The sequence below is a fragment of the Streptomyces sp. NPDC101165 genome, from assembly GCF_044768135.1.
GTDB lineage: Bacteria > Actinomycetota > Actinomycetes > Streptomycetales > Streptomycetaceae > Streptomyces.
This window is the reverse complement of sequence record NZ_JBIWPG010000002.1, coordinates 264,922-283,824: the sequence shown is the minus strand read 5'-3', so window position 1 is coordinate 283,824 and position 18,903 is coordinate 264,922. Positions and strand designations below refer to the sequence as shown.

General features: G+C 72.6%; 15 protein-coding genes. 7 read left to right on the top strand and 8 right to left on the bottom strand.

Going from position 1 to position 18,903, the window contains the following annotated elements:
- The first annotated feature begins 156 nt into the window (after window positions 1-156).
- Window positions 157-3,474: a S8 family serine peptidase gene (locus ACIRVH_RS04810; protein WP_403948216.1), complete on the top strand. Its 3,318-nt coding sequence runs from the start codon at window positions 157-159 to the stop codon at window positions 3,472-3,474.
- Window positions 3,475-3,528: 54 nt separating this feature from the next.
- On the opposite strand, the gene ACIRVH_RS04805 is transcribed toward ACIRVH_RS04810, so the two are convergent.
- Window positions 3,529-4,395, bottom strand: coding sequence for a hypothetical protein (locus ACIRVH_RS04805; RefSeq protein ID WP_403948214.1), 867 nt, complete (start codon window positions 4,393-4,395; stop codon window positions 3,529-3,531).
- Window position 4,396: 1 nt separating this feature from the next.
- Complete coding sequence (locus ACIRVH_RS04800) at window positions 4,397-4,942, bottom strand: RNA polymerase sigma factor (protein ID WP_403948213.1); 546 nt, start codon at window positions 4,940-4,942, stop codon at window positions 4,397-4,399.
- A 333-nt stretch (window positions 4,943-5,275) separates the two neighbouring features.
- On the opposite strand from ACIRVH_RS04800, the gene ACIRVH_RS04795 reads away from it, so the two are divergent.
- Both ACIRVH_RS04795 and pepN read left to right on the top strand, forming a co-directional pair.
- Window positions 5,276-6,295, top strand: a complete 1,020-nt coding sequence (locus ACIRVH_RS04795; protein WP_403948211.1) for an aspartate-semialdehyde dehydrogenase — start codon at window positions 5,276-5,278, stop codon at window positions 6,293-6,295.
- A gap of 165 nt (window positions 6,296-6,460) precedes the next feature.
- Window positions 6,461-9,034, top strand: a complete 2,574-nt coding sequence (gene pepN, locus ACIRVH_RS04790; protein ID WP_403948209.1) for an aminopeptidase N — start codon at window positions 6,461-6,463, stop codon at window positions 9,032-9,034.
- 81 nt (window positions 9,035-9,115) lie between these two features.
- On the opposite strand, the gene ACIRVH_RS04785 is transcribed toward pepN, so the two are convergent.
- Window positions 9,116-10,351 (bottom strand): M14 family zinc carboxypeptidase, encoded by a 1,236-nt coding sequence (locus tag ACIRVH_RS04785; protein ID WP_403948207.1) that lies wholly within the window; start codon window positions 10,349-10,351, stop codon window positions 9,116-9,118.
- Window positions 10,352-10,511: 160 nt separating this feature from the next.
- Here ACIRVH_RS04785 and ACIRVH_RS04780 point away from each other — a divergent pair, with 160 nt between their 5' ends.
- Together ACIRVH_RS04780 and ACIRVH_RS04775 are read left to right on the top strand one after the other, a co-directional pair.
- Window positions 10,512-10,988, top strand: a complete 477-nt coding sequence (locus ACIRVH_RS04780) for a DUF1203 domain-containing protein (RefSeq protein ID WP_403948205.1) — start codon at window positions 10,512-10,514, stop codon at window positions 10,986-10,988.
- 72 nt (window positions 10,989-11,060) lie between these two features.
- Window positions 11,061-11,915, top strand: a complete 855-nt coding sequence (locus tag ACIRVH_RS04775) for a GNAT family N-acetyltransferase (RefSeq protein ID WP_403948204.1) — start codon at window positions 11,061-11,063, stop codon at window positions 11,913-11,915.
- A 39-nt stretch (window positions 11,916-11,954) separates the two neighbouring features.
- On the opposite strand, the gene ACIRVH_RS04770 is transcribed toward ACIRVH_RS04775, so the two are convergent.
- Window positions 11,955-12,869, bottom strand: a complete 915-nt coding sequence (locus ACIRVH_RS04770; RefSeq protein ID WP_403948203.1) for a LysR family transcriptional regulator — start codon at window positions 12,867-12,869, stop codon at window positions 11,955-11,957.
- A gap of 169 nt (window positions 12,870-13,038) precedes the next feature.
- Here ACIRVH_RS04770 and ACIRVH_RS04765 point away from each other — a divergent pair, with 169 nt between their 5' ends.
- A complete protein-coding gene (locus tag ACIRVH_RS04765) occupies window positions 13,039-13,491 on the top strand; it encodes a DUF5707 domain-containing protein (RefSeq protein ID WP_403948201.1) in 453 nt (150 codons plus the stop codon).
- A 58-nt stretch (window positions 13,492-13,549) separates the two neighbouring features.
- On the opposite strand, the gene ACIRVH_RS04760 is transcribed toward ACIRVH_RS04765, so the two are convergent.
- Genes ACIRVH_RS04760 through ACIRVH_RS04750 form a run of 3 tightly spaced genes read right to left on the bottom strand, consistent with a single transcriptional unit; the run spans window position 13,550 to window position 16,758 of the window.
- Window positions 13,550-14,467 carry a DMT family transporter gene (locus ACIRVH_RS04760; protein ID WP_403948199.1) on the bottom strand — a complete coding sequence of 306 codons (918 nt, stop codon included), beginning with the start codon at window positions 14,465-14,467 and terminating at the stop codon, window positions 13,550-13,552.
- Between the two features lie 28 nt (window positions 14,468-14,495).
- Complete coding sequence (locus ACIRVH_RS04755) at window positions 14,496-15,425, bottom strand: EamA family transporter (RefSeq protein WP_403948198.1); 930 nt, start codon at window positions 15,423-15,425, stop codon at window positions 14,496-14,498.
- Window positions 15,426-15,459: 34 nt separating this feature from the next.
- Window positions 15,460-16,758 carry an MFS transporter gene (locus ACIRVH_RS04750; RefSeq protein ID WP_403948196.1) on the bottom strand — a complete coding sequence of 433 codons (1,299 nt, stop codon included), beginning with the start codon at window positions 16,756-16,758 and terminating at the stop codon, window positions 15,460-15,462.
- A gap of 107 nt (window positions 16,759-16,865) precedes the next feature.
- On the opposite strand from ACIRVH_RS04750, the gene ACIRVH_RS04745 reads away from it, so the two are divergent.
- Window positions 16,866-17,384 carry a MarR family winged helix-turn-helix transcriptional regulator gene (locus tag ACIRVH_RS04745; protein WP_403948194.1) on the top strand — a complete coding sequence of 173 codons (519 nt, stop codon included), beginning with the start codon at window positions 16,866-16,868 and terminating at the stop codon, window positions 17,382-17,384.
- 12 nt (window positions 17,385-17,396) lie between these two features.
- On the opposite strand, the gene ACIRVH_RS04740 is transcribed toward ACIRVH_RS04745, so the two are convergent.
- A complete protein-coding gene (locus ACIRVH_RS04740; protein WP_403948193.1) occupies window positions 17,397-18,869 on the bottom strand; it encodes an FAD-dependent monooxygenase in 1,473 nt (490 codons plus the stop codon).
- Window positions 18,870-18,903: the final 34 nt, after the last annotated feature.

The following is an 18,903-nucleotide window of genomic DNA, read 5'->3' as shown; positions in this document are numbered from 1 at the left end:
CGAATCCCGAACCAGACGGGTCCAATCCGCTCAAACCCCATCGCGGGTTTTCCCCATACATCCATATCGATTCGGTCAACGGGTCCCAAATTCCTGGCCCTTGGGTAAAGCTGTGCCCTCGTCCGGCACTGGATTCTTTACCTACAAGGGATGCCGATGACCCACACCCCCGAGCGCGATCCGATACCCGGCCACAGACGTCTGGCCCGCATAGGCCTGGCCGTGGGCGTGGTGGCCGCTCTCTGTGCGACCGGGCCGATACCCCTGGCCCTCGCCTCGGACGCACCGCCCGCCACGGCCACCGACCCGGGCGTCAAGTCCGCTCACGACAAGCTCGGTTCGGACGACGCGGACCTGCTCGCCGAGGCCAAGGCGGACGGCGACAAGACCGTCACGATGATGATCGCGACCGCGCCCGGGAAGACCGAGCAGGTCACCGAGGAGCTGGACGCGGTCAAGGGTGGCTCGGTGGGCCGCACCTACGACAAGCTCGGCTACGTCCGCGCCACCGTCCCGACCGCCAAGGCGGACTCGGCGATCGCGGCCGCCGCGAAGCTGTCCTCGGTGCACGCCATCGACCTGCGCCAGGAGATCGCGCTCGACGACCCGACGCCGAACGCGGACACCGCCAAGTCGGCGAAGGCCACGACGACTTACCCGGCTCCCGGCAAGGACACGCCCGCCGAGAACCCGTACAACCCGTCCTTCGAGACCGGCGCCGTCGACTTCGTCGACGAGCACCCGAAGGCGGACGGCCGGGGCGTCACCATCGGCATCCTCGACTCCGGCGTCGACCTCGGCCACCCGGCGCTGCAGAAGACCACCACCGGCGAACGCAAGATCGTCGACTGGGTGACCGCGACCGACCCGATCCTGGACAGCGACGCCACCTGGCGGCCCATGGTCACCTCGGTCTCCGGCCCGAGCTTCAGCTACGGCGGCCAGACCTGGACGGCGCCGGCGGGCTCGTACGGGATCAGCACCTTCAAGGAGTCCGCCACCACCGGCGGCGACGAGAAGGGCGACCTCAACCGGGACGGCGACACCACCGACAGCTGGGGCGTCCTGTACGACGCGGCGGCCGGCACGGTCACGGTCGACCTGAACAACAACCACGACTTCACCGACGACACGCCGATGAAGCCGTACAAGGACGGCTACCAGATCGGCTACTTCGGCACCGACGACCCCAAGACGGACGTCGTCGAGCGGGTGCCGTTCGTCGTGCAGATCCGCAAGGACGTCCCGATGGACCCCTACGGCGGGTCCTGGGTCGGCAAGAAGGCCGACTTCGTCAACATCGGCGTCATCGAGTCCGAGCACGGCACCCACGTGGCCGGCATCACCGCCGCCAACGGCCTGTTCGGCGGCGAGATGAACGGCGCGGCCCCCGGCGCGAAGATCGTCTCGTCCCGTGCCTGCACCTGGACCGGCGGCTGCACCAACGTCGCCCTCACCGAGGGCATGATCGACCTGGTCACCAACCGGGGCGTCGACATCGTCAACATGTCGATCGGCGGCCTCCCGGCGCTGAACGACGGCAACAACGCGCGCGCCGAGCTGTACACCCGGCTCATCGACACCTACGGCGTCCAGCTCGTCATCTCCGCGGGCAACTCCGGTCCCGGCGCCAACACCATCGGCGACCCGGGCCTCGCGGACAAGGTGATCTCGGTCGGCGCGGCCATCTCGAAGCAGACCTGGGCCGCCAACTACGGCTCGCAGGTGGAGAAGCGGTACGCGATGATGCCGTTCTCCTCGCGCGGCCCGCGTGAGGACGGCGGCTTCACGCCGACCCTGGTCGCGCCCGGTGCCGCGATCAACACCACCCAGACCTGGCTGCCTGGCTCCCCGGTCGCCGAGTCGGGCTACTCGCTGCCGGCCGGCTACTCGATGCTCCAGGGCACCTCGATGGCCTCCCCGCAGGCCACCGGCGCCTCCGCGCTGCTGCTGTCGGCCGCCAAGCAGAAGGGCATCGACCTGACGCCCGCCACCCTGCGCACGGCGCTGACCTCGACCGCCGACCACATCAAGGGTGTGCAGGCGTACGAGGAGGGCGCGGGCCGCATCAACATCGTGGACGCGTGGGACGCGATCCGCGACGACGCGACCTCGCACGACACTGTGCCTAATAACTACGCCGTGAAGGCCCCGGTCGACACCGCGCTCGACCAGGCGCTGAAGACCCCGGGCTACGGCACCGGCCTGTACGACCGCGAGGGCGGCCTGAAGGCCGGCCAGAAGAAGACGTACGACATCACCATCACCCGTACCTCCGGCCCGGACAAGGCCGTCTGGCACGAGCTGCACTTCGAGAACAACGCCGGTGACACCTTCCGGATCCTCGGCGACGACGTCGTGCGGCTGCCGCTGAACCAGCCGGTGACCGTCAAGGTCCTGGCGGCGCCGCGGTCGGCGGGCATCAAGAGCGCGATCCTGGAGGTCGACGACCCGCGGACCGAGGGGATCGACAAGCAGATCCTCACCACCGTCGTGGTCTCCGCCCCGGTGAACTACACCTACTCCGCGTCGGGTTCGGTGCAGCGCAACAGCACGCAGTCGTACTTCCTGAACGTGCCCGCGGGCGCCAAGTCCCTCGAGGTCGCGATGAGCGGGCTGACGGACAAGAGCCAGACCCGGTTCATCGCGATCCACCCGTACGGCACTCCGGTCGACAACACCGGCACCCCGTACTGCTACAACAACTACCTCGACGGCAACGGCTGCAAGCCGGACGTCCGCTCCTACACCGACCCGCAGGCCGGTGTCTGGGAGATCGAGGTCGAGTCGCGCCGTACCTCGCCGCTGCTCGACAACCCGTACAAGCTGGACGTCTCCGTCCTCGGCGCGGCCTTCGACCCGGAGACCGTGACCGTGCCCGAGGCCAAGGTCGGCACTCCGGCCGCCGCCTCCTGGAAGGTGACCAACAAGTACGCGGCGCTCGACGGCAAGCTGGTCGGCGGCCCGCTGGGGTCCGCCAAGGCGGCCCGCCCGTCGATCAAGGAGGGCGAGACCCAGACCACCACGGTGGACGTCCCGGCCGGCGCCAAGTCCCTGGACGTGGCCATCGGCAACGTCTCCGACGCCGCCGCCGACCTGGACCTGACCGTGTACGACGCGAGCGGCAAGCAGGTCGCGCAGTCCGCGGACGGCGACTCGGAGGAGGCGGTCTCCGTCCCGTCCCCGGCCGCCGGCACGTACACCATCAAGGTCGTGGGCTACTCGGTCCCGTCCGGCACGACCGACTACGACTACCGGGACGTGTTCTTCTCCGCCACGCTCGGCACCGTCACGGTCGACGACTCGACCCCGGTCAAGCTCGGCACGGGCGACTCGGCCACGGTGACCGGCCAGGTCACGGCCGCCGCCGAGGCCCCCGCGGGCCGCGAGTTCTTCGGCCGGCTGCAGCTGGTGAACGCGCGCGGCACGGTCGCGGGCGTCGGCAGCGTGAAGATCGAGAAGGTCACGCCGTGACGCGGCGGGCCTGAGGTGAGGTGAGGGGCGGGTGTCCGGAGGGACACCCGCCCCTCACGGTTTGTCGGTCGGCGCTTCCTCGGACGGGCACGTGGTGTGCCGGGCCTCGGGCAGCGCGTCGGTGATCCACGCCCGGTCGGCGGCCACCCGGCTCTCCCCCACAGCCCACAGGCCGGCGTTGTCCTGGCCCCGGCCGACCCCGACCAGCACATGCTGGCCCTTGTGCGGGGCCGGCTTCGCACCGCCGTCGAGGAGGAAGCTGACCTCGGCCGGTTCGTGCGCGGGCTTGTAGGAACGGCTCACCTTCAGCACGACCAGGGTCCAGGGGTTCTCGGGCTTCGGCTCCACCTTGGTGACGGTGCCCTCCACGACCAGCCGGTAGCAGGCCAGGGCCAGCGCCGGGTCGGAGGGCCGGCCGCCGTCGCCGCTGTACGCCGGGGCGTGGGCCTCGCTCTTCGCGTCGGCGCTGCTGCCGCCCATCGAGTCGTTCGCCCCGGAGTTCGTGACCAGCCGGCCGAGCCCGAAGACCATGCCGAGAGCCGTCGCACCGACGAGCGTGCCGAGTGCGAGGCGCAGGGCCAGGCGCGGGCCGGACGGGCGCCCCGGACGGGCCGGGCGTGCGGGCGCGGCGGGACGCGTGGTGCTCCTGGGACGCTTCCCGGACGGGGCGCTGCGGGCGGGGCCCGCCGTGGACCCGGTCTCCCCGGCCGCCGGTGCCGTCGTCCGCTCCTCCCCGGTCAGCGCCTCCGCGAGCCAGGTCAGCTGCTCCTTCAGCACCGCCACGTCGGCCTCGGCCGCGGTGTGTTCGCTCAGGTGGGCGGCGTCCTCGCGGGCCTCCTCCGGCAGGGGTTCGCCCGTGATCGCGGCCATGAGCGCGTCCATGCCGGCGTACTCTCCCGCGCCCTCGTGTTCGGCGGTCACGTCACACCACCTCGTCCTCGTGCAGCCTCTCGCGCAACGCGCGGACCGCCGTGTGCAGCCTGCTCTTGACCGTGCCCTCGGGCACGCCCAGTTCCTCGGCGATCCCGCGCACCGGCAGATCGGCGAAGAAGCGCAGGATCACCACCTGCCGCTGGGCGTCGGGCAGTTCGTCCAGGCCCCGGGCGACGGCGAGGGAGCGCAGGCTGGTCTCCTCGCCGGAGGGGTGCACCGGCTCCCGCAGCGATGCCAGCCGCTCCCCGAGCCGCTCCTGGCGCCGCTTGGCCCGGTGCCAGTCCATGGCGAGGTTGGAGGCGACCACCGCCGCCCACGCCGACACGTCCCGCGGCGCCTCGCGCCCGCTCGCGGCCCGCTCCAGCAGCCGCAGCCGGACCTGCTGCACCCCGTCCGGCAGGTCCGCCTGCGGCACGCCACCGAGCGCGAGCACCGCCCGCACCCGGCGTTCCTGGGCCGCGTCCAGGGGATCGTCACCGGCCTGGCCGCCACCGGCGTACGCTCCCTGCTCGCGGCGCGCCCCTCCGCGCAGCACAAGCCACCCCCTCCTGCGTTTGCCCCTACGACGCCGCAGGGGGCGGAAACGTTCGACCCCTTGCGCAGAGGCGTACGTCACACCGTGCGTGGCCGGGGGCCGCGCGGGCAGGGGCGGGACAGCACAGCTTCCGGTACGCGGCCCTCGGCAAGGGAACATCTCCAGCTCAGCCGGGGGTGCGGCGGACATCGGGAACCGTCGGCCGGGTGATCGTGTCCCACTCCTCGGGCACACATCGCAAAGAATTGGACAGGTGGACCGGGGTCGGCCGCATGATGGAAAAGCCCCGGTCATGCAGAGGCACACAGCAAGAGACACGTAGAGGGAGTCGCCGTGAGGGTCGGAATCGTCGGAGCCACCGGTCAGGTCGGCACGGTCATGCGCAGGATCCTCGTGGAGCGGAACTTCCCGGTCACCGGGCTGCGCCTGTTCGCCTCGGCCCGCTCGGCCGGCACCGTGCTGGACGGCGTGACGGTGGAGGACGCGACGACCGCCGACTACACCGGCCTCGACATCGTGATCTTCTCCGCGGGCGGCGCGACCTCCAGGGCGCTGGCGGAGAAGGTCGCCTCGCAGGGTGCCGTCGTGATCGACAACTCCTCGGCCTGGCGCAAGGACCCCGAGGTCCCGCTGGTGGTCTCCGAGGTGAACCCGCACGCGATCGCCGACCGCCCCAAGGGCATCATCGCCAACCCGAACTGCACCACGATGGCCGCGATGCCGGTCCTGCGGCCGCTGCACGCGGAGGCCGGGCTCGAGGCGCTGGTCGTCGCGACCTACCAGGCGGTGTCCGGCTCCGGTCTCGCGGGTGTGGCGGAGCTGCACGGGCAGGCGCAGAAGGTCGTCGCCGAGGCCGACAAGCTCACCCATGACGGCGAGGCGGTCGACTACCCCGAGCCGCAGGTCTACAAGCGGCCCATCGCCTTCAACGTGCTCCCGCTGGCGGGCTCGATCGTCGACGACGGTCTGAACGAGACCGACGAGGAGCAGAAGCTGCGCAACGAGTCCCGCAAGATCCTGGAGATCCCGGGTCTGAAGGTCTCCGGCACCTGTGTCCGCGTCCCGGTCTTCTCCGGTCACTCCCTCCAGGTCAACGCCCGCTTCGCCCGCCCCATCTCCCCGGAGCGCGCCACCGAGCTGCTCGCGGGTGCCCCGGGCGTCGTCCTGTCCGACATCCCGACCCCGCTGGAGGCGGCCGGCAAGGACCCGTCGTACGTCGGCCGCATCCGCCGCGACGAGACGGTGGAGAACGGCCTGGCGCTGTTCATCTCCAACGACAACCTGCGCAAGGGCGCCGCGCTGAACGCGGTGCAGATCGCGGAGCTGGTGGCGGCCGAGCTGTCCTCGAAGTAACGCGAATGCTCTGAAATGGGGCGGTCACCTCCGGGTGGCCGCCCTCCTGTGTTTCCGGCCCATAGGGCTTTCCCTAGGGCTGCGCCGCGCAGCCGCAGGACGTCGCCCTGCGTGCAGGTCCCGTGGAAGGATGGCCGAACGCACACATAACGAGGAGATGACCGCGTGCCTGGCACAAACCTGACTCGCGAAGAGGCTCAGCAGCGGGCGACGCTGCTCACCGTTGACTCGTACGAGATCGATCTCGACCTCTCCGGCGCGCAGGAGGGCGGTACCTACCGGTCCGTGACCACGGTGCGCTTCGACGTGGCCGAAAACGGCGTCACGTCCTTCATCGACCTGGTCGCTCCGGCGGTCCACGAGGTGACCCTGAACGGCGACGCGCTCGACCCCGCCGAGGTCTTCGCGGACTCGCGGATCGCGCTGCCCGGCCTGCTGGAGGGCCGCAACGTTCTCCGGGTCGTCGCCGACTGCGCCTACACCAACACCGGCGAGGGCCTGCACCGCTTCGTCGACCCGGTCGACGAGCAGGCCTACCTCTACACCCAGTTCGAGGTGCCGGACGCCCGCCGGGTCTTCGCCTCCTTCGAGCAGCCCGACCTGAAGGCCACCTTCCAGTTCACGGTGAAGGCACCGACTGGCTGGACGGTCATTTCCAACTCGCCCACGCCGGAGCCCAAGGACGACGTCTGGGCCTTCGAGCCGACGCCGCGCATCTCGTCGTACATCACGGCGCTGATCGTCGGCCCGTACCACTCCGTGCACAGCGTGTACGAGAAGGACGGGCAGAGCGTGCCGCTCGGCATCTACTGCCGTCCCTCGCTCGCCGAGTTCCTGGACTCGGACGCCATCTTCGAGGTCACCCGGCAGGGCTTCGACTGGTTCCAGGAGAAGTTCGACTGCGCCTACCCGTTCGCGAAGTACGACCAGCTGTTCGTGCCCGAGTTCAACGCGGGCGCAATGGAGAACGCGGGCGCGGTGACCATCCGCGACCAGTACGTCTTCCGGTCCAAGGTGACCGACGCGGCGTACGAGATGCGCGGGGAGACGATCCTGCACGAGCTGGCCCACATGTGGTTCGGCGACCTGGTCACCATGGAGTGGTGGAACGACCTGTGGCTGAACGAGTCGTTCGCCACCTACACCTCCATCGCCTGCCAGGCCTCTGCGCCCGGCTCGAAGTGGCCCCACTCGTGGACCACGTTCGCGAACTCGATGAAGACCTGGGCGTACCGGCAGGACCAGCTGCCGTCCACGCACCCGATCATGGCGGACATCCGCGACCTGGACGACGTGCTCGTCAACTTCGACGGCATCACGTACGCCAAGGGCGCGAGCGTGCTGAAGCAGCTCGTCGCGTACGTCGGCGAGGACGAGTTCTTCAAGGGCGTGCAGGCCTACTTCAAGCGGCACGCCTTCGGCAACACGCGCCTGTCCGACCTGCTCGGCGCCCTGGAGGAGACCTCGGGGCGCGACCTGAAGACCTGGTCGAAGAAGTGGCTGGAGACGGCCGGCATCAACGTCCTGCGGCCCGAGGTCGCCACCGACGCCGACGGTGTCATCACCTCCTTCGCCGTCCGCCAGGAGGCCCCGGCCCTGCCCGCCGGTGCCAAGGGCGAGCCGGTGCTGCGCCCGCACCGCATCGCGATCGGCGTCTACGACCTCGACGAGGCGAGCGGCAAGCTGGTGCGCACCGACCGCATCGAGCTGGACGTGGACGGCGAGCTGACCGCCGTACCGCAGCTGGACGGCAGGCGCCGCCCCGCCGTCATCCTCCTCAACGACGACGACCTGTCGTACGCCAAGGTCCGCCTGGACGAGGAGTCGCTGAAGGCCGTCACCGAGCACCTCGGCGACTTCGAGGCGTCCCTGCCGCGTGCCCTGTGCTGGGCGTCGGCCTGGGACATGACCCGTGACGCGGAGCTGCCCGCCCGCGCCTACCTGTCCCTCGTCCTGTCCGGCATCGCCAAGGAGTCCGACATCGGCGTGGTGCAGTCGCTGCACCGCCAGGTGAAGCTGGCGATCGACCTGTACGCCGACCCGTCGACCCGCGAGGCCCTGCTGACCCGCTGGACCGACGCCACGCTGGCCCACCTGCGGGCCGCCGCGCCGGCCGGCGACCACCAGCTGGCCTGGGCGCGCGCCTTCGCGGCGACCGCCCGGACGCCGGAGCAGCTGGACCTCCTGGAGGGCCTGCTGGACGGCACCCAGACGATCGAGGGCCTGGCCGTCGACACCGAGCTGCGCTGGGCGTTCGTGGAGCGGCTCGCGGCGGTCGGCCGCTTCGACGAGGCGGAGATCGCGGCCGAGCACGAGCGGGACAGGACCGCGGCCGGTGAGCGCCACGCGGCCACCGCCCGCGCGGCCCGTCCGACCCCGGAGGCCAAGGCGGAGGCGTGGGCGTCGGTCATCGACTCCGACAAGCTGCCGAACGCCGTCCAGGAGGCCGTGATCGGCGGCTTCGTGCAGACCGACCAGCGCGAGCTGCTCGCGTCGTACACGGACCGGTACTTCGAGGTCGTCAAGAGCGTCTGGGACTCCCGTGCGCACGAGATCGCCCAGCAGATCGCGATCGGCCTGTACCCGTCGGTCCAGGTCTCCGAGGAGACCCTGGCCAAGACAGACACCTGGATGGCCGCGGCCGAGCCCAACGCGGCCCTGCGCCGGCTGGTCTCGGAGTCCCGCTCGGGCGTCGAGCGGGCGCTGAGGGCCCAGGCGGCGGACGCGGCGGCCGAGTAGCAGCCGGCTCGGCCGTCAGAGTCGTCCCACGGCGCCGAGGGCGCCCGGTGTGCGAGTGCACCGGGCGCCCTTTCCCTTTGCTCAGCCGCACACCCGGTGGGCGACGTCCAGCATGGTCCGCACGTGCAGTCCGGTCTGCGCGGACACCGGGATCCACCGTGGCTCGTACGTCTTCTCCAGTTCCCGGCACCACTCGTGCACCAGCTCCGTGAGGGCGCAGGCGGTCCCGGGGGCGGTGCCGGCCAGGGCCCGGCGCAGCATGGCCGCCACGCGCAGCGGGATACGGCGGGCGGCCACGCCGAGGGTGGCGAAGTGGCCCCGGGAGCCGTCGCGTTCCTCCTCCCAGATGACGGCGATCGAAGGCGCCACGGCCAGCAGCTCCCGGGCGGCGGTGCGCAGGGGCAGCAGGTCCTCGGGCACCTCGTCGGCCAGGGTGTCACCGACCAGCGCCGTGATCTCCCCGGTGCGGCCCAGCATCAGCTCGGCCGCCCGGGTGACCTCCCCGCGCGGGTCGGGGGCGGGCCGCGGGTCGCTCACCGCGGGGGCGGACCAGGCCGGCGCCTCGACGACGACGGTCAGGGTGCCGTAGCGCCACGGGTACAGCCAGGTGCTCTCGGCGACGTAGCCGCTCGGGTCGCGTTCGTTCCCGGTGTTCCCGTCCGGGAGCCGCAGGACGCCGGGCGGGTCCGGCTCCCAGTCGGGAGCGTCGTACGGACGGTGGTCGAGCGGGATGCGCAGCAGTGCGGCCGTCTCGCGGAAGGCGCGCGCGGCACCGGGCACCCTCCTGGTCTGCAGGGTGAAGGCACCGCCGACCTCGATGCCGTGCAGGGTGAACTGGACCGCGGGCCGCAGTTCGTCGAGCAGCCGCACGAGTGCCGCCGACTCGGGCAGCTGCTCCCGGCCCGAGCCGGGGACGGGCAGCGACTCGGGCTGGCAGGCGAACTCGGGCCGGTAGAAGTACCGATGGCACTCCTTCAGCGAGGGGACCGGTTCCTCCGGCTGCCAGCCGTGCGCGAGCCGGGCCCCGTCCGGGTCCAGACAGAGCAGGAAGTGCCAGGTGCAGCCGAGCGCCTCCAGAGTCCTCGGCCGGTGGGCGAGGAGCCTGGCGAGCCGGAGTGCGGAGGCCCCGCCCACCGGTTCGTTGGCGTGCGCCCCGGCGACGGTGAGGATCTGCCGCTCCCCGTGCCCGGCGGACAGCAGCCACAGCGGCCGGCCGGCCCGGCTCTCGCCGACGGCGCGCAGCCGCAGCACCCCCGGAGCCGCGGCGACCAGCGCACGGGCCCGCCGCTCCAGTTCGTCGACGCCCGGATAGCCCATGTCAACTCCACTTCCGCTACTGGATGTTGAGCGGTTCCATGGGAGCGTCGGGAGCAGGGCCCGTCAAGAGTGACCCGCGATGTCAGGTCACCGCCACGGAGGCCAACGCCATGTCCGGATCCCGCCGGACCCGGGACCGGCCGCGCGCCACGCTGAATCCATGACCACCTACCTCGCACGACCGCTGACGCCTCCGGTGCTCAAGGAACTCCGCACCGGCGACGACGCGGGCCGCCCCCTGCACCCCTTCACCGACGACGAGGGCGACGCGCCCCTGCGCTGCTGCCTGCGCCGCAGCACACCCGGCGAGCGCATCGCCCTGGTCTCGTACGCACCCCTGCGCCGCTGGGCGGCCGAGACGGGCGCCGAGCCGGGCGCCTACGACGAGCAGGGCCCGGTCTTCATCCACGCCGACGAGTGCTCCGGACCGGACACCGAAACCCTGCCCTTCACCGACGCCCGCCGCACGGTGCGCCGTTACTCCACCGACGGCCGCATTCTGGGCGGCCGCCTGGTCGAGGACCCGGCCGCCTTCGAGCCCGCGTTCGCGGAGGCGTTCGCCGATCCCGAGGTGGCTCTGGTGCACGTGCGGGCGGTGGAGTTCGGGTGCTTCCTGTACGAGGTGCGGCGGCCTTGACAGGCGTGGCGAGCCGTTCTCTGTTCCGGCCGGTCGTTTTTCGGGTGCGGCCCGCCGCTGCTCCGTGGTGGGATGCGCCGCATGAGCGACTCGCTGCTTGCTCGAATCGAGCGGTACTACGCCTCCGTGCCCCTGCTGTTCGCCGACGCCGAGGCGTTCGGCCCGCTGCGGCTGTTCGTGCGGAAGGAGCCGGGAAGTCCGTACTACGGTGGTCCGAGCCACGCTCAGCCCACCGCGGAAAGCTCGGGGATCGTCACCGTCGCCGACATCGCCCGGGTGCGCGCCAGGCAGCGCGAACTGGGCGTGCCGGAGTCCTTCGAGTGGCTCGCCGAGGCAGCGCCGACCCTGCGTGCCCGCATCGAGGCCGTGGGCCTCCCGGTGGACGAGCGCCCGCTGATGGCCCTCGACCCGGATCAACCGGTACCTCCGCAGGCCCTGCCCGACGGCGTGACGATGCGGGTGCTGACGGCCGACGACCCGGCCCTGCCCGCGACGCTCGCCCTGCCCCGCCTGGCGTTCGCCTCGGCGGGCACCGCGGTGGGCGCGGCAGGCGGCGCGGAACTGTCGGCGGTGGCCGAGGAACTCTCCGCGGACGGTACGGTCGAGACGACCCGCCCCGGCATCCGCGCCGGGCACAAGATCCTCATCGCAGCCCTTGCCGAGGACGGCACCCCGCTCGCCGCCGGCCACTACCACCCGGCCGACGGCACCACCGAGATCGGCGGCGTCGGCACCCTGCCCACCGCGCGCCGCCGGGGCCTGGCCGCAGCCGTCACGGCGGCCCTGGCCGGCCACGCTCGTGACCACGGGGTGCGCACCGTCTTCCTCGCCTACGCGGACGACCGCGTCGCACGCATCTATGCCCGCCTGGGCTTCCGCGCCGCCGGCGTCACCCTGCTGATCGCCGACCAACCCGCACGGTCGTGAAGGTGCAGCCCGGCCACCTCTGCGCACCGCAGGCCGAGTTCACGCCCGAGTGACCGCGGACGGACCGGCCGCAGCCTGCAGGGCCGCCAGCACCCTGCCGATCGCCGCTCCCGCCTCCGCCCCCTTCCGCACCGCCGCCGCCACGTGCCGTACCGGACGGTCGGTGCCCAGTTCGCGCATCACCACGCCCTCGCGGCCGGCCGCGGCCATGCGGGGGACCAGGGCGACGCCCATCCCCGCCTCGACCATGGCCAGGATCGCGGTCCAGCCGGAGGCCGAGTGGCCCTGGTGGGGGCTGAAGCCGGCGGACTCGCAGGCGCGGCGGGTGATGTCGGACCAGGGGCCGCTGCCGCCGAAGATCCACGGTTCGGCGGCGAGGTCGGTGAGGGTCAGCTCCGGGGCGGTGGCCCGGGGGTGGTCCGGGGGCAGGGCCACGTCCAAGGGGTCGGTCAGGAGGGGCAGGCGGGTGAAGCGGGGGTCGGCCGCGCTCGGGGCCTCGGCGGCGAGGGAGAGGGCCAGGTCGACCTCGCCGGCGGACAGGAGGTCGTAGGCCTCGGCGGCCTCCGTCTCCCGGACGCGTACGGTCACTCCCGGGTGGGTCGCCCGCAGGGAACGTACGGCCGGTACGACGAGGGCGGGCACCGCCGTGGAGAAGGCGCCGACCCGCACCTCGCCCGCCTCGCCCTGCGCATAGGCCGCCAACGCCGCATCGGTGCGCTCCAGTTGCTCGAAGACCGGCTCGGTGTGCCGCAGCACCAGCCGGGCGGCGTCCGTCAGCCGGACCCGGCGGCCCTGCGCCTCCAGCAGGGGTACGCCGAGCTGCCGGGCGAGGTTGGTGAGCTGCTGGGAGACCGCGGAGGGGGTCATGTGCAGGGCCTCGGCCGTCGCCGTGACGGTGCCCCGCTCCCGGAGGGTGCGCAGGATCTGCAGCTTCCTCAGGTCCCACTCGGCCATGCGGACACGCTACAGGGCCGAAAAGGGCAGCCGGGCCGGGCGAATCCGCCTAGGCCGAGTTGAGTATCCGAGCTCAGGTCCGGGCCGTCCCCGCGCCGCGAGTATCGGTGCAACGGCGCAGCCGAGAGCACCAGTTCCACACCACTGAGACAGTTACGGAGAACCTGCCATGTCCCGACGTGTCGCCCTGTCCCTGACCGCCGGTGTCGTCGTCCTCGCAGGCGCCGGAGCCTTCGCCGTCGCCCACGCCGAGAACCAGCCCCCTGCCCTGGCGCACGGCACCGCCCGCTACACCGCGCCCGACGGCCACCGGGACGGCTCGTTCACCTTCACCACCGAGGTCACGGCGTCCTCCGGCGTCAAGAGCCTGAAGGTACTGGCCTGGCCGGCGCAGTCCTCCCTCGCCGAGAAGGCGCCGACCGCCGAGGAGATGGCCGCGGCGGAGCCGGCCACCTGCAAGCCCGCCGGCCAGGACACCGTGCGCTGCGTCTACACGACCGAGGTGACCGGCGCCGACGCCGCGTCGTCCCCGCGCGGTCGCTGGCGCGTCGCCGTCCTCGCCACCGCCGAGGACGGCACCACCACCCTGGACACCAAGGCGGCGGGCTTCACCGTCGGCTGACCCGGGTCCGCCGTCGCGGGAAGTGTCGTCGCGCGGTGGTCCGGGCTGCCCGGCGCCGTCACCTGCGGGAACCCGCGCCCAGCATGACCCCGCCCAGGATCAGCGCCATGCACAGGAGTTGGGGCCGGCCGGTGTTCTCACCGAGCAGGGCCCAGGAGAGGACGGCCACGCACACGGGCTGGAGGTAGTAGACGATGCCCGCGCGGGCGGCGCCGATCAGGGCGATGGCCCTGCCCCAGGCGAAGAAGGCGATCGCGGAGGAGGCCACGCCGACGTACAGCAGAGGCAGCACCGTGGCGGGCGTGGGAGCGAAGCCGCCCTGGACGGCCACGCTCGCTGCCTGTACGGGCAGCAGGAAGGCCGTGCCGATCAGGAACGTGGTGAACAGGAAGCCGGTGCCGTCCAGTTCGGCGGGCCGGCGGCGGAGCAGTGCGCTGTAGGCGGCGAAGCAGCAGGACGCGGCGATCATCCACAGGTCGCCGGCGCCGAAGCTCCCGCCGCCGCCCATGAGCAGCAGCACGCCCGCGCAGGCGGTCAGCAGTCCGGCGGTCCGCCGCGCGCCGAGCCGTACGCCGCCCAGCCGCTCGAACACCGCCATCAGGACCGGTGAGGCGGCCATGATCATGCCCATGGTGGCGGCCGGGGTGGTCAGGCCCGCCTGGTTGACGAGGGTGTTGTAGGCGGCGACACCGAGCAGGGACGCCAGGAGGACGTGGCGGAGGTGGCGTCGGATCAGCGCCCGTTGCCGCCAGGCCCGGCGGGCGCCGAAGGGGGCCACGGCCGCCAGGGCGATCACCCAGCGCCAGAAGGCGTGCTGGATCGGCGGGACACTGTCGGCCAGTCCGCGGGAGGTGACGAAGCTGCCGGACCAGACGACCGTGGCGAGGGCGGCGAGGGCGAGGCCGAGCACGGGGGCGGCGGCCTTCCGGGGGTGAGGGAGAGGGGTGGTGGCGGTCTGGTGCGAGGCCGTGGCCACGAAGGTCCTTTCGGTGGTGGGTGTGCACCTACCGTCGCAATGCCCGACCTGTCAGGTCCATCGAATCTTTTCGAGCAGTCTTTTCAGTCAAACTGAACGATGGACGCCGTCCCGCGCCCAGCTGCCCGGCCAGCGTCGCCCCGAACGCCAGCGCCATGCCGGCCACTTGGAGGGGCGTGAGCGCCTGCCCGAGGGCCGCCCAGCCGACCACGGCGGCGGTCAGCGGGGAGAGCGGGCCGAGGAAGCCGACCTGGGTGGCGCTGAGCCGGCCGATGCCGCGGAACCAGAGCCAGTAGGCGAGCGCCGTGTTCGCCAGCGCCAGGTAGAGGTAGCCGCCGGCCGCACGGCCGTCGAGCGCGGGCGGGGCGCCCTCAGCCAGGAAGGCGACCGGCGCGATGAGCAGGCCGCCCGCGGTGAGCTGCCAGCCGGTGAGCGTCAGCGGGCCGACCCCGTCCGGGCGGCCCCACCGCTTGGTCAGCACGGTCCCGGCGGCCATCGAGGCGGTGGAGGCGACGGCCGCGAGCACCCCGATCACGTCCAGGGCACCGGCCCCCTTCAGCACGACCAGACTCACGCCGAACGCCGCGACGATCCCGGCGACCAGCGAGCGCGCGGCCGGCCGCTGCCCCAGGAGCAGCGCGGAGAGGCCCACGACGAACAGCGGTCCGACCGAGCCGACCACGGCGGCCATTCCGCCGGGCAGCCGGTACGCCGACACGAACAGCAGCGGGAAGAAGGCGCCGATGTTCAGCGCGCCCAGCGCGAAGGCCTTCGCCCACCAGACGCCGCGCGGCAGCACCCGGGTCAGCGCCAGCAGGACGAGCCCTGCGGGCAGGGCCCGCATCAGGCCCGTGAACAGGGGGCGGTCCGGCGGCAGGAACTGGCTGGTGACGGCGTAGGTGGTGCCCCAGGAGACGGGGGCGAGGGCGGTGAGCAGGATGGTCGCGGAGCGTTTCATGGCCGAGTCCCTTCGGATTCGCGAGAGGTGGGTGTCACACCGTGACGGGCGAGGGAGCCGGGGCGCCGCCGTGGGTCACAGTCACCGGCCGGGGGCGTACCGCCTCCGCCGGCAGCCGGCGCTCCACCCGGATCAGCAGGGCGGCGGCCACCGCCGAGGTGAGGACGAGGACGGCCCACGGCGCCCGGCCGTCCAGCGCGAGCAGGGACGTGAACAGGGACGGCGCCACCGCCTTCGCCAGCGACCAGGACATCTGATAGGCCGCCATGTACCGGCCGCGGACCGTCTCGGGCGCCGCCGACACGGCGAGCACCTCGGCCGCCGGGCTGTGGATCAGCTCGCCGAGGGTGTAGACGAGGACCACGGCGACCAGGGCGACGCCCAGGACCGTGCCCGAGGCGGGACGCAGGGTGCCGAGCACCATCTGGGCGGCGAAGGCGGCGGCGAACAGGGCTCCGCCCAGCGCCGCGGCCCGGGTGCGCCGGGCGCCCGTCCGCCGGACCCGCGCGCCGACGAAGACGCCGGCCACCGCGCACAGCACGGTGTTGACGGTGAACGCGGCACCGGTGAACACCGCGGGCCCGTGCAGCCACTCCACGACGAACAGCGGGAAGAGGACGGAGAGGGCCGAATAGCTCAGCGCGTTCAGGAAGTTGGCGCCGGTGACGACCAGGAAGGGCCGGTCGGCGAGGACGAGCCGGTATCCGGCGCCGGATCGGCGCGGGAGCGGGGCCGAGGCCCCGTCGGCCGGGCGCACCGGCCGCAGCGGGCGCAGCAGCAGCGCCGCCAGCGCGAAGGAGAGGGCGTTGCCCCAGGCCGCGTAGGTGTAACCGGTGCTGCCCGCGAAGGCGATGACCAGCGTGGCCAGCAGCGAGCCCGCTCCGTTGCCGGCGTTCTGCAGCGCGCGCGTCGACGCCTGCAGCCGGTCCCGCCCGGCCCCGCGGGCCACCTCGCCGATCAGGGACTGCTGGGCGGCGGGGAAGGCGCGGTCGGCGGCCGCGGTGAGCAGGGCCACGGCGGCGAAGGCGGCGAGGGAGTGGGCGAAGGGGAAGAGGGCGAAGCCGACGACCCGGACGCCGTAGAGCAGGTGCAGTACGCGCTTCGCGCCGTACCGGTCCACGGCCGTCCCGGCGAGCGGAAGGGCGCCGATGCCCACGAGGCCGGTGGCCGTGAGCACGGCGCCCACGACCGTGAAGGACAGCCCGGTGACGTAGTGGAAGAACACCAGCGTGAACGGGACGTACATGCCGGTGCCGACACCGTTGACCGCGGCGGCGACGGGCAGGGCCCACTCCCCCGGTATGCGTTCGCTCTTCCCGCGCTTCCTCTTCACGACGAATCCCCCTTCGAAATGATTTGATGGAAAGTAGCTTAGCTCTAAGCTACTTTTCGTCAAGCTACTTTCTTGCGGGTGACCGTCCGGACGGCGATACTCGGCACATGAGTGCAGGCCGGCAGCAGCACAGGGACCCCGTCGACGCGATCATCGACCAGTGGGCGGCGGCGCGGCCCGACCTGGACACGAAGGCGATGGAGGTCTTCGGACGGATCTACCGCCTCTCCCGCGCCATGGGCGACCGCATGGAGAAGGCCTACGCCCCGTACGGCATCTCGCGCGGCGAGTTCGACGTCCTCGCGACCCTGCGCCGCTCCGGCGAGCCGTTCGCCCTCTCCCCGCGCCAGCTCTCGGCGACGCTGATGCTCACCACCGGCGGCATGACCGGCCGCCTCGACAAGCTGGAACGGGCCGGCCTGCTGCGCCGCTCCCCCGACCCCCACGACCGCCGCGGGCTCCAGGTGACGCTGACCGAGAAGGGGCTGGACGTCATTGACCAGGCGGTCGGTGCGGGCCTCGCCGTCCAGACGGCGGCCCTGTCCTCCTTCGACGCCGAACAGGCCGACCAACTGGCCGGCCTGCTGAGGGAGTTGCTCGCGGGGACACAGGGGACGGAGCACTAGCCCCCGAGGCGACTAACCGCCGACGTACTCGGCCACCGCCTGCTCGATCCGCGCCGCGTCCGCGGCGTCCGCCGCCCAGGCGACGTATCCGTCGGGGCGCACCAGCACCGTCGTACGGCGGTCGCTCGCCCACCGCGCCACGGCGAGCCGCTCCCCGCGCCGGCCCTCGTACGACTCCGGAGCGATCAGGACGAACCGGCCGCCGCGCAGGGCCTCGTAGAGACGGCCGCCGTCGGCCAGGGCGACGTCCGGGACGCGGGTTCCGGTGAGGCGGTGGGCGCCACGGGGCGCGGGGTAGCGGTAGCCGACGCCGGTGACCTGGCCGGCGACCTTGCGGCGGGCGGGGCCCACGGCGTTGAGGAACGCGGTGAGCGCGGCGCGGGCCGCCAGTGTCCAGGGACGCTTGGCCATGGCGAGGCGGACGATGCCGCCGCTGCTGCGCAGCACCGCCTTGCCGACCGGGTGGCGCTCGGCCTGGTAGCTGTCGAGCAGCTCCGGGTCCGCGTGGCCGGTGACGACCGCGGCGAGCTTCCAGCTCAGGTTGGCCGCGTCCTGCAGCCCGGTGTTCATGCCCTGGCCGCCGGCCGGGGTGTGCACGTGCGCGGCGTCCCCGGCGAGGAAGACCCGGCCGACCCGGTAGGCGGGCGCCTGGCGCTCGTCGCTGTGGAAGCGGGACATCCAGCGGGCGTCGTACATCCCGAAGTCACGGCCGAGCGCGAGGCGGGTGATCTCCTTGACCTCGGCCAGGTCCAGCGGCTCCCCGTCGGGGACGTTGCGGCCGCGGTGCCAGCCGATCACCCGGTAGTAGCCGTCGCCGAAGGGCGCGAGGAAGGCGAAGGCGTCGCCGACGGCGTTGACGGTGAGCAGCGTCGGGGGCTTCTCGGCGAGCCGCACGTCGGCGAGGACGACGGAGCGGATCACCGACTTGCCGGGGAAGGGCAGGCCGATCGCGTCCCGCACGACGCTGCGCATGCCGTCGGCGCCGACGACGTACGCGGCCCGCAGGCTCTCCGCCCGGCCCTCGGGTCCGCGGGTCTGCACGGTCACGCCGTCCGCGTCCTGGGTGAGGCCGGTCAGCTCGGTCTCGTACCGGAAGTCGACGCCCGCCTCGACCGCGCGCCGCTCCAGCGCCTTCTCCACCTCGTACTGCGGGAGGACGAGGAGGTGGTTGAAGCGGGAGGGGAGGCCGCCCAGGTCCATGGTGAGCCGGCCGAAGAGGCGCAACCGGTCCAGGGCCTGGCCGGCGGCTTCCAGATCGTCGGCGAGGCCGCGGGCGTCGAGCTGCTCCAGGGTGCGGGCGTGCAGGACGAAGGCGCGGGACAGGTTGCTGATCTTGTGCGGGCGCTTTTCGAGGACGATGACCGGGACACCGGCGGTGGCGAGGTCACCGGCGAGGAGGAGGCCGGTGGGGCCGGAGCCGACGATGATCACGGGGCTCGGGGTGCTGCTGGTGCGGCTGGTGCTGTCGGTGTTGATGCCGCTCATGATGGCCTCCAGTTGCCAACGCTTGTTTGCCAAC

Coding starts and splice junctions, on each gene's coding strand:
- ACIRVH_RS04780 (WP_403948205.1), top strand. CDS start 10,512: ATGACCACCTACCTCGCACGACCGCTGACGCCTCCGGTGCTCAAGGAA.
- ACIRVH_RS04765 (WP_403948201.1), top strand. CDS start 13,039: ATGTCCCGACGTGTCGCCCTGTCCCTGACCGCCGGTGTCGTCGTCCTC.
- ACIRVH_RS04770 (WP_403948203.1), bottom strand. CDS start 12,869: ATGGCCGAGTGGGACCTGAGGAAGCTGCAGATCCTGCGCACCCTCCGG.
- ACIRVH_RS04785 (WP_403948207.1), bottom strand. CDS start 10,351: ATGGGCTATCCGGGCGTCGACGAACTGGAGCGGCGGGCCCGTGCGCTG.
- ACIRVH_RS04755 (WP_403948198.1), bottom strand. CDS start 15,425: ATGAAACGCTCCGCGACCATCCTGCTCACCGCCCTCGCCCCCGTCTCC.
- ACIRVH_RS04810 (WP_403948216.1), top strand. CDS start 157: ATGACCCACACCCCCGAGCGCGATCCGATACCCGGCCACAGACGTCTG.
- ACIRVH_RS04745 (WP_403948194.1), top strand. CDS start 16,866: ATGAGTGCAGGCCGGCAGCAGCACAGGGACCCCGTCGACGCGATCATC.
- ACIRVH_RS04740 (WP_403948193.1), bottom strand. CDS start 18,869: ATGAGCGGCATCAACACCGACAGCACCAGCCGCACCAGCAGCACCCCG.
- ACIRVH_RS04775 (WP_403948204.1), top strand. CDS start 11,061: ATGCGCCGCATGAGCGACTCGCTGCTTGCTCGAATCGAGCGGTACTAC.